General features: G+C 63.6%; 13 protein-coding genes. 8 read left to right on the top strand and 5 right to left on the bottom strand.

What is annotated here, in order from left to right; translation table 11 throughout:
* The first annotated feature begins 296 nt into the window (after positions 1 to 296).
* The 3 genes from hrpB to IF10I1_RS22450 all read left to right on the top strand — a co-directional run bounded on the left by hrpB (position 297) and on the right by IF10I1_RS22450 (position 4,735).
* A complete protein-coding gene (hrpB, locus tag IF10I1_RS22460; RefSeq protein WP_244293799.1) occupies positions 297 to 2,795 on the top strand; it encodes an ATP-dependent helicase HrpB in 2,499 nt (832 codons plus the stop codon).
* A 73-nt stretch (positions 2,796 to 2,868) separates the two neighbouring features.
* Positions 2,869 to 3,729, top strand: coding sequence for a DUF1186 domain-containing protein (locus IF10I1_RS22455; protein ID WP_186424665.1), 861 nt, complete (start codon positions 2,869 to 2,871; stop codon positions 3,727 to 3,729).
* A complete protein-coding gene (locus IF10I1_RS22450) occupies positions 3,659 to 4,735 on the top strand; it encodes a phosphate/phosphite/phosphonate ABC transporter substrate-binding protein (protein WP_208994301.1) in 1,077 nt (358 codons plus the stop codon). Before IF10I1_RS22455 ends, IF10I1_RS22450 begins: the two co-directional genes overlap by 71 nt.
* A 12-nt stretch (positions 4,736 to 4,747) precedes the next feature.
* On the opposite strand, the gene IF10I1_RS22445 is transcribed toward IF10I1_RS22450, so the two are convergent.
* The 5 genes from IF10I1_RS22445 to IF10I1_RS22425 form a co-directional block, all read right to left on the bottom strand.
* The gene (locus tag IF10I1_RS22445; protein WP_186424664.1) at positions 4,748 to 5,947 is read right to left on the bottom strand and encodes an acetate/propionate family kinase; all 1,200 of its coding nucleotides are present in this window, start codon (positions 5,945 to 5,947) and stop codon (positions 4,748 to 4,750) included.
* Positions 5,944 to 7,356 (bottom strand): bifunctional enoyl-CoA hydratase/phosphate acetyltransferase, encoded by a 1,413-nt coding sequence (locus IF10I1_RS22440; RefSeq protein WP_186424686.1) that lies wholly within the window; start codon positions 7,354 to 7,356, stop codon positions 5,944 to 5,946. Before IF10I1_RS22440 ends, IF10I1_RS22445 begins: the two co-directional genes overlap by 4 nt.
* A 120-nt stretch (positions 7,357 to 7,476) precedes the next feature.
* On the bottom strand, positions 7,477 to 8,082 hold the full coding sequence (locus tag IF10I1_RS22435) for a TadE/TadG family type IV pilus assembly protein (protein WP_055454913.1): 606 nt from the start codon (positions 8,080 to 8,082) through the stop codon (positions 7,477 to 7,479).
* Positions 8,076 to 8,588 (bottom strand): TadE/TadG family type IV pilus assembly protein, encoded by a 513-nt coding sequence (locus IF10I1_RS22430; RefSeq protein WP_208975571.1) that lies wholly within the window; start codon positions 8,586 to 8,588, stop codon positions 8,076 to 8,078. Before IF10I1_RS22430 ends, IF10I1_RS22435 begins: the two co-directional genes overlap by 7 nt.
* 155 nt (positions 8,589 to 8,743) lie before the next feature.
* On the bottom strand, positions 8,744 to 9,229 hold the full coding sequence (locus IF10I1_RS22425; RefSeq protein WP_055454914.1) for a pilus assembly protein N-terminal domain-containing protein: 486 nt from the start codon (positions 9,227 to 9,229) through the stop codon (positions 8,744 to 8,746).
* Positions 9,230 to 9,562: 333 nt separating this feature from the next.
* On the opposite strand from IF10I1_RS22425, the gene IF10I1_RS22420 reads away from it, so the two are divergent.
* The 5 genes from IF10I1_RS22420 (at position 9,563) to IF10I1_RS22400 (ending at position 13,606) form a co-directional block, all read left to right on the top strand.
* Positions 9,563 to 9,742 carry a Flp family type IVb pilin gene (locus IF10I1_RS22420; RefSeq protein ID WP_055454915.1) on the top strand — a complete coding sequence of 60 codons (180 nt, stop codon included), beginning with the start codon at positions 9,563 to 9,565 and terminating at the stop codon, positions 9,740 to 9,742.
* 129 nt (positions 9,743 to 9,871) lie between these two features.
* Complete coding sequence (locus IF10I1_RS22415; RefSeq protein WP_186415281.1) at positions 9,872 to 10,387, top strand: prepilin peptidase; 516 nt, start codon at positions 9,872 to 9,874, stop codon at positions 10,385 to 10,387.
* A 247-nt stretch (positions 10,388 to 10,634) separates the two neighbouring features.
* Entirely contained in the window at positions 10,635 to 11,417 is a 783-nt protein-coding gene (gene cpaB / locus IF10I1_RS22410; RefSeq protein WP_186415280.1) for a Flp pilus assembly protein CpaB, read from the top strand.
* A gap of 49 nt (positions 11,418 to 11,466) precedes the next feature.
* A complete protein-coding gene (locus IF10I1_RS22405) occupies positions 11,467 to 12,897 on the top strand; it encodes a type II and III secretion system protein family protein (RefSeq protein ID WP_208977316.1) in 1,431 nt (476 codons plus the stop codon).
* A gap of 22 nt (positions 12,898 to 12,919) precedes the next feature.
* Positions 12,920 to 13,606 (top strand): CpaD family pilus assembly protein, encoded by a 687-nt coding sequence (locus tag IF10I1_RS22400; RefSeq protein ID WP_208977315.1) that lies wholly within the window; start codon positions 12,920 to 12,922, stop codon positions 13,604 to 13,606.
* The last annotated feature ends 3 nt before the right edge of the window (positions 13,607 to 13,609 follow it).

The raw sequence follows: 13,609 nt of genomic DNA, 5'->3' as shown, positions 1-13,609 counted from the left end.
CCGGCACGGCGTATCAGCTCCCCTCCCCCCCGTGGGGAGGGGTTAGGGGTGGGGGGAAGGCCTTTCCGGCTGGCAGAGTGTCGATGGCTCACATACAGTCTCTCCTCTCCAGCCTTTTGAGAAAAAATTCGGCTTTTCAAGCCCTTGCCAGCGCAGAGCCCCCCACCCCTTACCCCTCCCCACCAGTGGGAGGGGGGCGGAGGCGCCCTGCCACAGTTCAGATGCAGTACTGCGGGATTCCATCCGCAACGAACACTGCCTTCAGATGACCGGGGCAGGCAGCAGGAGAGGCCCGCGTGGCTGAGAGAGTGGATACCTGGCGGTCACCGCCCCTGCCGATTGATGCGGCGCTGCCGGAGTTGCTGGCGGCGCTTGCGGCGGGCAGCAATGCGGTGCTGGTGGCAGAGCCCGGTGCTGGCAAGACCACCCGTGTGCCGCTGGCGCTGCTGGACGCGCTCTGGCGCGGTGATGGCCGCATTCTCCTGCTGGAGCCGCGCCGCCTTGCCGCCCGTGCCGCTGCCCGGCGCATGGCCGAAAGCCTTGGCGAGGAGGTGGGCGGCACTGTTGGTTACCGGGTGCGCATGGAAAGCCGCGTCAGCGCCCGCACCCGCATCGAGGTGATCACCGAGGGCGTCTTTACCCGCATGATTCTGGATGACCCGGAACTGGCCGGTGTCGCCTGCGTGCTGTTTGACGAGTTTCATGAGCGCTCGCTGGAAGGTGATCTCGGTCTTGCGCTGGCGCTTGATGTGCAGGGTGCGCTGCGTGATGACCTGAGGCTGGTGCCCATGTCGGCGACGCTGGATGCCGCCAGCGTCGCAAGGCTGCTCGGCGGTGCGCCGGTCATCGAGAGCAAGGGCCGCAGCTTCCCCGTTCAAACCCGCTATCTGGGCCGCAAGGCGGAAGAGCGGATCGAGCCGCAGGTGGTGCGGGCTGTGCGCAAGGCGCTGGCCGAGGAGCATGGCTCGCTGCTGGTGTTTCTGCCCGGACAGGGCGAAATCCGCCGTGTGGCCGAGGCGCTGGAGGGGCAGGTGCCTGCTACTGTGCGCATCGCCCCGCTCTATGGTGCGCTGGACGGCAAGGCACAGGATGCCGCCATCCGCCCGGCGAAGGAGGGCGAGCGCAAGGTGGTGCTGGCCACCTCCATCGCCCAGACATCGCTCACCATCGAAGGCGTGCGGACGGTGATCGACAGCGGCCTCTCCCGCGTGCCGCGCTATGAGCCGCAGACGGGGCTGACGCGGCTGGAAACCGTGCGCGTGTCACGGGCCACGGCAGACCAGCGCCGGGGCCGTGCTGGCCGGACGGAGCCGGGCGTCTGCTACCGGCTCTGGGACGAAGCGCAGACACAGGCGCTGATGCCGGCCGAACGGCCGCAGATTCTGGAAGCAGATCTGTCGTCGCTGGTGCTGGATCTGGCGGCCTGGGGCACGGCAGACCCGGCCACGCTGTCTTTTCCTGATGCCCCGCCCTCCGGCGCCTGGGCAGAAGCGCGCAGCCTGCTGACGCAGCTTCATGCGCTGGACGGCGAAGGCCGCCTGACGCCGCACGGCCAGCGCCTTGCGCGCCTGCCCATCGAGCCGCGCCTTGCACATATGATCGTGGAAGCGGAAGCGCTGGGTCTTGGACGGCTGGCGGGGGAGGTGGCGGCGATCCTGTCCGAGCCCGGACTTGGCGGCATGGATGTGGATCTGCGGGAGAGGGTGAGACGCCTGCGCCGGGACAGTGATCCGCGCAGCCGCGATGCCCGTGCACTCGCTGCCCGCTGGCAGAAGATGGCGGCCGAAGGCGGTGCGAAGACGGAGCAGGACAGCGATGGCGGCGCGCCGGAACTGGCCGGCGAAGTGCTGGCACTGGCCTTTCCCGAGCGGGTGGCGCAGGGCCGGGGCCAGCGCGGCCGCTTCCGCCTCGCCAACGGGCGCGGAGCAGAACTGCCGGAAGAGCATGCGCTGGCCGGTGAGCCCTTCCTTGCCATTGCCGGTATTCAGGGCAAGGCCCAGTCGGGCCGCATCATGCTGGCAGCGCCCCTCGGGCTTGAGGCCATCGAGACGATGTTTGCCGCAGATATCACTGAAACCGATGACGTGCGGCTGGAGCCTTCCGGTCTGGTGCGGGCGCGCCGTGTGGTCCGGCTGGGAGCGCTGGAACTGGCCTCCCGGCAGATCGCCAACCCGGATGCGGCGATGGTGGCAAAGGCGCTGCTGGGGGAAATTGCCCGGCGCGGGGTTGCCCGTCTGCCCTGGACCAATGATCAGCTGCGCCTGCGCGCCCGTGCCGGTTTCGTGCGGGCCGCAGGGGCAGAGCATCTGCCGGACCTGTCCGATGCCGCCCTTCAGGAGACGCTGGAAGACTGGCTTCTGCCCTATATGGCGGGCTTCACCCGTGTTTCGGACGTGGATGCCGCCTGCCTGGGCAATGCGCTCTCAGGTCTTCTAGGCTATGGCGGCGCTGCGGAGATTGACCGGCTGGCGCCATCGCATTTCACCGCGCCCACCGGCTCGCATGTGCCGATTGATTATGGGGCAGAGAGCGGCCCCTCCATTTCCATCCGCGTGCAGGAGCTATTCGGCCTCGCCCGGCATCCGTCGGTCGCCGATGGCCGCATTCCGCTGACGCTGGAACTTCTGTCGCCCGCCCACCGGCCCATTCAGATCACGAGGGACCTGCCGGGCTTCTGGGCCGGTTCCTGGGCGGATGTGAAGACGGAGATGAAGGGCCGCTATCCGCGCCACCCCTGGCCGGATGACCCTGCCTCCGCAGAGGCGACAAGACGCGCCAAACCACGGGGAACTTGAAAGGTTATCGGTCGCTTAACATGTGCCTTCGTGGTAGATCTGCGTCAACTTCAGTTTCAAGAGAGTATCTGCCATGACCGCCGCCGCCTTTGACCCCAAGGACATCATCGCCCGTTTCACTGCAGGCGAGGGCTTCCCGGAGGCCGACGTCCGCGAGTGCCTGTCCACTCCGTCCGCCTCCGTTCCGGCGTTGATGGCCATTCTGGAAGACCGCGTGGCCGGCGGCACGGGTGAGCTCAGCCAGCTCGACGAAAAGGGCGACGCCTGCTTCCTCGCGCTGCACATCCTGGCCGACCTCAAGGTCACCGCGGCCTTCCAGCCCGTGATGCGCCTGCTGCGCAGCACGGATCAGGATCTTGAAGCCCTGTTCGGTGACTGCCTGATCGAAACCATGGGGCCGATCCTGATCGCCCTCAATCCGGGCGGCTACAGCGTCTTCGAGGAAGGGTTCTCTGACCGCAACGCCGACGATTACGCACGCGATGCCATGATGGTGGCCTGGGTCTATGGTGTGCTCTCCGGCGAAGTGCCGCGCGAGCATGCCCTCTCCGTGCTGAAGGCCTTCCCGAAGACCGTGCGCCCGGCGCCGGACAGCTATCTTTGGGGCAGCTACATCGGTGCCGCCGGTGACCTCGGCTTCGAGGAACTGGAAGAACCGATCGCAAAGCTGTTCACCGATGGCTCGATCATGATGGACGAGGGCGGCTTCCGTCCGGTGGATCCGGAAGACTTCGCGCTTCATCTGGAAGCGGCCAGCCTGTCGGAAGAAAACGAGGAATCCCGCGAGCTCTGGATGGCGTCGAACCGCTATTTCCCCTTCGAGGATACGGTCGAGCTTCTGGGCGAATGGTCCTGGGATGGCGATGAAGACGAGTGGATGGATGTGCCCTTCCTGGAAGCTGCCGAGGACGAAGAGCCCTATCTGCCGAACTGACGGCGGCTGGCTGCCGGTCCCTGCCATCTACTGCCTTGCCGTCTGCTGCCTCGCGGTGCTTGCCCCGCTGGCCGCAGGGCAGGCACTGGCGCAGGACATGGGCAGCCGCTTTCGCATTGGCGTGGTCACGGCCGGGCGCGATGATGCCCGGTCAGAAGCCGAACCCTTCCGCGACGAGCTGGAATACCGGCTGGGCCTTCCGGCCGACTTGTTTCTCATGGACACCTTGGGCGAACTGACGGACGCCCTCATCGCTGGTCATGTGCAGTACGGCCGCCTGTCTGCCACGGCCTATGCGGCTGCACGCAAGGCCTGCGCCTGTGTCGAGCCACTGGCCGCGCCACGGGACGGAGACGGTGCAGACGGCTTTCACGCCATTCTGGTGGCCAAGGCCGGGGAAATACCCTCTCTGGAGGCGCTGGCGGGGAAGCGGCTGGCCATTGGCCCGGCCCGCTCCACGGCAGCCTTCCGTGTGCCGCTGGCCGGTCTTGCTGTTTCAGGACGCGATCCGCGCCAGTTTTTCTCCGCGCTTGTTGCAGTTTCCGGCCCTGAGGAGGGGCTTGCCGCGCTCTATGATGGTCTGGCCGAAGCCGCGCTGGGCTGGTCCACATTGCTGGGCGAGGCAGACATCGGCTACAGCTCCGGCACCCTGCTTCAGGCCTATGACAGGATGCGGCTGGATGTGGGCAGGCTGACGGTCGTCTGGCAGTCGCCGCGCATTCCCTTTGCCGTGCATGTGGTGCGCTCCGATGTGGCGCCCGAGCTGAAAGACCGGCTGCGGCAGATGCTCTCCGCCCTTCAGGACGAAGCGCCGGGCGCCTATTTCGCCATCGAGCCGGACTTCGGCGGCGGCTTCGTGCCGGTGCTGCCGGAAGACTTCTCCGCCGTGATGCTGCCGCTGGAGCCGCAATGGCAGGCGATGCTGAAGGAGCTTGCGGACCAGCAGACCGCCGCCCCCGCGCCCTTGCCCGAAGACGGCGGGGAAGGAGACCTCCCGCCGCCGTGATGGGGCTGCTGCTTATGCCCCCAGCGCCGTCACCGTATGCCGCCGGATCATTTCTTCCTCGTTGGTGGGGACCACCATGAGGGTGACGCGGGAGGCGGGACTGGAGATGATGCGGGCGCTGCTGCGGTTGGCGTCTTCATCAAGGCAGGCACCCAGCCAGCCGAGCGGGGCGCAGACCGCCTGGCGGACGTTGACCGCATGCTCGCCGATGCCGCCGGTGAAGACGATGGTGTCCACCCCATCGAGAATGGCGGCCATGGCACCGATTTCGCGGCGGACGCGGAAGGTGAAATAGTCGATGGCCTTGCGGGCCGCTTCCGTTCCGGCGGCTTCCAGCTCGCGCATGTCCTGGCTGAGGCCCGACAGCCCCTTGAGGCCGGACTGCTTGTAGAGCAGATCTGATATCGCCTCTGCCGTCATGCCCTTTTCCTGCATCAGATAGAGCAGCACGCCCGGGTCCAGCTGACCGCAGCGGGTGCCCATGGGCAGGCCGTCGAGTGCGGTGAAGCCCATGGTCGAGCCGATGCTGCGGCCATTCTCAATGGCGCACATGGAAGCGCCATTGCCGAGATGGGCGACGATCAGCCGGCCCTTCGCAGCTTCCGGCGCCGTCTCCGCCAGATGCTGCGTGATGTATTCATAGGACAGGCCGTGGAAGCCATAGCGCCGCACGCCCTCGTCATAGAGCGGGAGCGGCAGGGCGAAGGCGTCATTCACCCAAGGGTGATTGCGGTGGAAGGCTGTGTCGAAACAGGCGACCTGCAGGGCTTTGGGGAAAGCCTTCTGCGCGGCGCGGATACCGGCCAGATTATGCGGCTGGTGCAGCGGGGCGAGGGGAACCAGACGCTCCAGTTCCGCCATCACGCTGTCATCAATGACGGCTGGGGCCTCGAAGCCGATGCCGCCATGCACCACCCGGTGCCCTGCCGCTGAAATCCGAAGGCCCTCGAAGGCCTCACGGATCAGGCCCAGAACCGCAGCAAGGGCTGCTTCGTGCCCGGTTGCTGATGCCGCCCCGGCAGGGGCCTCCAGTGTCGCGTCCAGCCGCGTGCCATCGGAGGGCCGCTGCGCCTTCAGCCGCATGGCCGTGCTGCCGATGCCCTCGACCTGGCCTTTCAGAAGCTCTGCCGTGCCCTGGTAGAGGTTGAATTTCAGCGATGAGGAGCCGGCATTCAGCACCAGCACCGCCTGATCCATCTGCGCGCCGCTCATTCGGCGGGATCCATGTCACCGGTCACAGCCGGGGTGCCCGTGGTCAGCCAGTGCTGATAGAGCAGGGCAAGCGCACAGGAGGCAAGGCGGGCGCGGTCATCATCGGCGCGGCTGGTCAGGATCACCGGCACCTTGGCCCCGGCGACGAGCCCGGCGGTCTCGGCATGGGCGAGGAAGGTCAGTTCCTTGGCCAGCATGTTGCCGGCCTCAAGGTTCGGCACGATCAGCACCTCTGCCCGGCCCGCCACCAGCGAATTGATGCCCTTGGTGCGGGCGGCCTGCAGGTCGATGGCATTGTCCATGGCCAGCGGCCCGTCCACGAGGCCGCCGGTGATCTGGCCGCGCTCGGCCATCTTGGACAGGACCGCCGCGTCAAGGCTGGAGGCTATGGCCGGGTTCACCGTCTCGATGGCCGAGAGAATGCCCACCTTCGGCTCGTCCAGGCCGATGGCAAGGCCAACATTGATGGCGTTCTGGATGATGTCGACCTTGGTTTCCAGATCCGGCGCGATGTTGATCGCCGCATCGGAGATGAGGACCGGGGTGGGGTGGCCGGGTACATCCATGACGAAGACATGGCTGATGCGCCGCCGTGTGCGCAGGCCGCCGTCGCGCTTGACCACGTGTTTCAGCAGAAGGTCGGTGTGCAGGTGCCCCTTCATGACGGCCGAGACACGGCCCTCATGCACCATGGCAACGCCGCGTGCGGCGGCATCAGCCTCATCGGGAACGTGCTCAATCTCGAAAGCCTCCAGCGGGGCCTTCAGCGACTGGGCCGTCTTTTCGATCTTCGCCCGGTCGCCGATCAGGATGGGGCGGATCAGGCCTTCGTTGGCAGCCAGCAGGGCGCCGCCCAGCGAGTTGGCGTCTTCCGGGGCAATCACGGCCGTCACCAGCGGCGGCAGACGCCGGGCACAGCTGATGAACCGGTCGAAATGCCGGTGCCGCTCCAGCAGCAGCGAAGGCAGGTCCGCCGTGTCAAAGGTGATCTGTTCATCGGGCGCGGTGACGATGGCGATGCCGTCAGCCACCGGCGAACCATCGGCGCGCGTCACGCGTGTTGCAAGCCGCACGATCCGGTCCGCCTCCTTGGCAAGAACCTGCACGCTGACGTTCAGCGTGTCGCCGAGAAGGACGCGGCCATGGAAGGAAAATGTCTGGCTGCGGTAGATGGTGCCGGGGCCGGGGAGGATGTTGCCAAGAACGGCGGAAACAAGCGCGCCGATCCACATGGAGGGCGCGAAGGGCGGCTCGCCGGTGCGCTGGCTGCCTTCTGCTTTCGGCAGGTGCAGCGGGTTGGTGTTGCCGGAGGCGTGAGCGAAGATATAGAGGTCGTTGGCAGTGCAGGTTCTTGAAACGGTTGCTGTTTCGCCAATCGTGATCTGGTCGTAAGTGCGGTTGCTCGCCATGCGCTCTGCCTCGGTCTTGCCTGTGCCTGCCGTATCTGACAGCATTGCATGGCTTTTCGCAGCGATGATGACAGCTGCCCATGACACAGCTCAAAGGCGCCTGACGAAAATTCCGGCACTCTAATTAAATGTCACCTTGTCGCTCAGCCGGGGCAGCAGGAAGTAGGTGTCTTCCATGAAGATCTCCGCAGCACGCGGGAAAATGCTCTGCACCATGCTGGCGAACAGGGGGACGTAGGTGTTGCTGGCGCGGCCAATGATGACGCTGGTGCCCGGTCTTGCTGTTCCCGCAGGGAAGGTGACCGGAGGAACGGAGCCCTTGCTCCAGGGGGTGCCGCCGGTCTGGTTCACGCTCCAGTCCACACTTGCCTTGCTATTGGAATCAAAGCTTACGCTGGCAATGACCACAGTGAGGCCATCGGATGGGAAGGGCTCCATGATGGCTCTGGCCGCCACCATGATGTCGGATATGTCGCCGGAGGAGAGGCTGGACGATTGCGACACAAGATCGGCCATCGAAAAGGCGACTTGTGAGATCTTGCGCTTGTAGTTGAGCGCGGACGTGGTTTCTGCCGTGCCGATCATCACAATCAGAAGAAGCGGCAGGATGAGAGCAAACTCGACAGCGGCCACACCTCCCCTGTCGCGGATCAGGCGGCGGGTTGGAAATCCGTACGCGGCCAGGGCCTTGCGCAGCGGGGCAAGCAGGATGCGGAGGCTCACCATGGGAAGGGCTCGTTCCGGAAGACGGCGGTGGAGATCAGCAGGCGTTCCATGTTGCCGGTGTCTCCGGCATTCGTCCGCAGCAGCGAGGTGAACATCGGCCACCGGTAAATCACCCGCGCGACGACAATCTGTCCGCCTTTGCCGGTGGCATAGCTCGACCGGCCGGTCGAGTTACCGTCTGCATCGACAAGATCCGGCAGGGAGATCTGCGAGAAACTGTTGAAGACCCGTACGTCAATTTCAAGCCGGCTTTCATTGCAAAGGGCTGTTGTCAGCTGTGTGCAGACCGCAGCCCTGAACTGTGCCTCGTTAAGCCCTTGCTGCTGTGCCTGACCGGTCTTGATCAGCCGGGTTGCATCAGCCACCGAGTTATCCAGAATCCGGTTGACGAAGAAGGCAAGGCCAAACTCGATGATGGCAAAGATGATGGCAAGGAACGGCAGGGCAACGATGGCAAACTCAATCGCCGTAGCGCCTGAACGGTCGCGCCGGAACGCGCGGAACAAGCCTCGTCTCTGTTTGCGCTGGCTTTCCTGCTGCACCTTCTGCATTCCCCTGCCTAGAGCCTTTCGATGAAAGCGACGCTGCCGGACGTGTTCTATCCATTTGGTTTCAAGCAAGTCCCGACGCAAAACCGGTTCCCGGTTTTGCTGAAATTGCTCTAGCGCTGAACAGGCTGACCTGCGCTCGCCTTGCCCGCTGCCTGCAGTGCCATCTGGTCGCGCTGGTTGATTTGCTCGGCAGTTGTCGTGAACACATCCTTGCCATCACCGGGCAACGGTATCGCGTCACAGTCCGGCGCACAGCTGTAGCTGTAGCGCGTGTCTTTGCGCATCACTGTGACCGTGTTTTGCGATCCGGCGGTTACGGTGAGCGGCTCATCGATGATCGGCTCGGAATTGGCGTCCAGTATGATCAGGTTGGTGGTGCCGGCTGACTTGCCGGTGACAACAACCGTATAGCGGTCATGCATTGTGACAGCCGCAAAGACAGGATTGCCTACGATGACGGTGCTTGCCGGCTGCTCGATCCGGAAGACCTTCGACTGATCCACAGGAACGGAGACGCCCTCAGCGGCAGCCAGCGCCACCGGCAGCAGAACGGCCAGTCCAGCCAGCGGTATGAGCGAATGGGGAATGCGCGGCATGTCTCACTCCGTCAGGGCCGTGAAGCTCATGAATCTCGCCAATCATGACGTTTTTTGGTGAATGAAATCCTAATGCGAAGCTGCAGTTTCTAATCTTTAAAGTTCTCTGATCAGGTATCGATACTTTTGGTTATTTGGAAAGTTATAGGAAAAGTTTACCTATATAGGCATCCTCTCATTAACCAAGAAAGTAACGTCAGGATGGTTTCTGATAAACGCGGATAATTTTAACTAGATGGAAACGTGGCGGTCGTAGCGTCAGCTCAAGTTCGATCGGCCGGGAACAAGGCTGGCGGGCGGAGTTGTCAATCATGTGACTATGGAGCAAACCAGATGAAGAAGCTTTTCGCACGTTTCGCCAAGGATGAATCCGGCGCAACCGCCATCGAGTATGGCCTGATCGCAGGTCTCGTGTCTGTCGTGATCGTGACGATCCTGTCGACGATGGGCGGCTCGCTGACCGCGGTGTTCACCAAGATCAACACCGCTCTGACGACTGCCAAGGGCAGCTGATCCACATCAGTTTTGCGCATGCCCTGGTTTCTGGACGGGGCGGGGCATGCGTCAGCTGGAGTGTCAGGCCCATCTGGCACTCGAATATGTCAGTGCCTTGCTGTTAATCCTTGAACCCGGAGGAACAGGATGATTGAAGCAGCCCTTCTCGTCGTCTTTCCGGTTCTGGCCGCCTTTGCTGCCTCGTCTGATCTGTTGACCATGACGATCCCCAACAGGGTGTCTCTCCTGCTCGCCGGTGCCTTCTGCATCCTGGCGGCCGCGACGGGCATGCCTGTTTCTGTATTCGGTCTGCATCTCGCCGCAGGTGCGCTCGTGCTGTCCGCCTGTTTTGCGATGTTCGCCATGGGCTGGATGGGTGGCGGTGACGCCAAATTCGCAGCTGCCGCTGCTCTGTGGTTCGGACTTGGCCAGTCCTTGACCGAGTTTGTGCTTCTCACCGCAATTTATGGCATGGTCCTCACGCTGGGCCTCTTGCAGCTGCGCCTGATGCCCTTCGTCCCTGAAATGCTGGGACGTCATGCCTGGTCAGCCCGGCTGCTTGACCAGAAGTCCGGTATTCCCTACGGAATAGCCCTCGCAGCGGCCGCGCTGCACGTTTACCCCTCCAGTCATTGGTTCACCTTGCTCGGCAGCTGGCACTAACCCGTGCGGCGTCCGGGCAAATTCAAGGCATGTTGCGTCCCGCATTTCAGGGCCTTGGTATAACACGCTGGCTATAGCCCTTGTTTGCCTGAATATACTTCTTCTGCGCCACGTTGAGGAAGTTCGTAAGGCGTTAAAACAGGTTAACCAACATTCCTCACCCTTGGTTAACTATGTTTTGACGAATTGCCTGCCACATTAACAGCGAGCCTGCAAAGGGCTGGCTTGTGTTGGTGGATGAGTTGCGATGAAACATGCAAGGCTTCTGGTGCTCGGCATCGCGATCGGCGCGGGACTTCTCGCGGCGCGCATGGTGATGTCGTCGCGTGCTCCCGAACAGCCCGCACCGGTTCAGGCAGAGATCGCCACACAGCCAACGGTGCCCGTCCTTATCGTCACGCGCGACGTGAAGCCGGGCGAACTGGTGCACTCCCATGATCTGAAATGGACCGACTGGCCGCGCGATGTGGTGCCGGCCGGTGCCATCACCCGCGACCAGCAGCCTGAGGCAGAAAGTTCTATGGCGGGGCAGATTGCCAAGGCACCGCTGTATAACGGCGAGCCGCTGCGTGAGCAGCGCCTGATCACCGCAGCCAATGGCTACATGGCCTCCGTTCTGCCCAAAGGCATGCGCGCCATTGCCGTCTCGGTCGAAACCGAGACGATGGCCGGTGGTTTCATTCTGCCGGGTAACAAGGTTGACGTGATCCTCACCAGAACTGTGCAAGGCAGCGTCACGAGCGCCGTTGCCGAGACGATACTGCAGAATGTGAGAGTGCTTGCCATCGACGCAGTCATTGCCGGAGAGCGGGAAGGCAAGTCTCTGCAGCCGGACCGCACGGCCACGCTGGAGCTTTCCCCCGAACAGGCCGAGGTGGTGGCCCAGGCTCAGCAGCTTGGCAAAATCTCGCTGACACTGCGCAGTGCCGAGGATTCTGCTGACGATGCCGCAGACAGCGCATCGCGCAGGGACAGGGGCAGCGTCAATTTTGTGCGCTACGGCGTCTCCAGCAACGGCGCAGGACAGTGAGGCCGCGATGCGTGTTGATGGCGGGACAGCAAACGGGAAGGAAAAGGCCATGACAGGCAGATGGCTGGCCATCATGCTGATGGCGGGACAACTGGCTTTTGGTGCCTTCCTTGGCACTCCGGCGCCCGCCGTTGCTCAAGGGTTCCCGAAATCTGTCAGCATTGCTGCCGGCGAAAGGGCCGGCGAGCGTATCCTGCGTGTCGGCCTTGGCCGCTCCGTGGTGGTTGATGTCGCCGAAGATGTGGCTGATGTGCTGGTGTCGGAGCCCGAGATCGCCAATGCGACGGTGCGCAGCCGCAACCGCATCTATGTGGTGGGCAACAGGGCAGGCCAGGCAAGCGTGGTGCTTTTCGGTACCACTGGCCGCGAGATTGCGAGCTTCAGCGTGCGGGTTGAGCCGGACACGTCGGACCTGAATGCCATCATCCGCAAGCTGATGCCGAACACCGACATTCGCGCAGATTCGCTCAATGGCAGCGTGGTGCTTTCCGGCACGGCGCCGAGCACGGCGGATGCCCAGAAGGCTGCCGATCTGGCCAGCCGTTTTCTGGGACAGGGCAATGGGGAGGGGGGAAGCTCCTCCAGTCAGCCGGTTCTGAACATGATCTCCGTCGGCGGCAAGGATCAGATCCAGCTCAAGGTAACCGTGGCGGAAGTGGACCGCTCGGTCATCAAGCAGCTTGGCGTCACCATGTCCGGAACGCTGTCGAGCGGCAGCTTCGGGCTTGGCATCGCCAATGCGGCCAGCTTCCCCGTCAATACCGGAATTACGTCGCAGGGCAGCCTTCTGGGTTCTTTCTCCTCCGGAGGCAACAGTTTTGCCGCGCAGATCCGGGCCTTGCAGCGTGACGGTGTCATCCGCACTCTGGCCGAACCGACGCTGACCGCCATTTCCGGTGAAAACGCCAGCTTCATTGCCGGCGGCGAGTTTCCCATTCCGGTGAGCTACGACAACGACAAGCTCGGCGTCGAATTCAAGCAATTCGGTGTGGGTCTCGACTTCACTCCCGTTGTGCTGAACGAAGGCAATGTGAGCCTCCGGATCAAGACGGAAGTGAGCGAGCTTTCGGATGAAGGGGCAGTGACGACCGGCGGCATCACGATCCCGGCGATCAAGGTGCGCCGGGCGGAATCAACGGTGGAGCTCCCCTCAGGCGGTACGCTGGTGATGGCAGGCCTGCTGAAGGAAAGCTACCGGCAGACGGTGAGCGGCGTGCCCGGCCTCATGCAGCTTCCGGTGCTGGGCGCATTGTTCAAGAGCCGCGATTTTCTCCGCCAGCAGACGGAGATGGTGGTTTTCGTGACCCCTTATGTTGTCAAGCCGGTGGCGCAGAGCGCGCTTGCCCGGCCGGACAGCAACTTTGCGCCGCCGTCGGATGGCGAAACCATTTTCTTCAATCAGCTGAACCGGGTGTTCAACACGGCCGGTGCTCCGGTGCCGGGCAGCTATCAGGGTCAGGTGGGGTTCATCTATGAATAGGGAACAAGCCAAGCGCACCTTGATGGGAAAAGCTGCCTTTCTCGTTTGTGCCGCAGCGGTTCTGGCCGGCTGCCAGACCCAGCCCACGCCCACTGTCATGGCATCCAACGACTACCGGGTCAGGCATCCGATCATGATCACCGAGCAGGCGGAGGTTCTCGACATTCCGCTGGCGGCCTCAACCCGCAATCTTGGCCGTGATTACTCTGCCCGCATCGCCCAGTATGGTGCCGAAGCGCGCGCGTCAGGCGCGTCAACGGTCGAAGTGCTGGTGCCATCCGGCTCGGCCAATGAGATTGCGGCAAGCACCGTGGTGCCGCAAATCCGGGCAGCGCTTGTCCAGGGCGGTGTGGCGCAGCGGAACGTGCAGGTCCGCAGCTATGGCGTCGCAGACGCGCGGATCTCGACCCCGGTCCGCTTGTCCTACGCCCGGGTGAAGGCGTCCACCGGTCCCTGTGGTACCTGGCCGGACAATATCGCCAGCACCATCGGTCCCAACAACGACTATTACGATTTCGGCTGCGCAACGCAGTCCAATCTTGCCGCCATGGTCGCCAATCCGGCGGACCTCATGGGCCCGCGCGCGATTGGGGCTTCGGATCAGAACAGGCGCGGAGCCGTGCTCGAGAAATACCGCAAGGGCGAGCAGACGGCGGCGGAATACAAGGAAGGTACCGGTGCCAATGTCTCCGGCGTGGGCAAAAACTGAGGG

Origin of the sequence: Pannonibacter sp. I15F10I1 (assembly GCF_900185665.1) — a bacterium.
Lineage (GTDB): Bacteria > Pseudomonadota > Alphaproteobacteria > Rhizobiales > Stappiaceae > Pannonibacter > Pannonibacter indicus.
The sequence above is the reverse complement of the archived record's forward strand: the minus strand, read 5'-3'. Positions and strand labels throughout refer to the sequence as shown.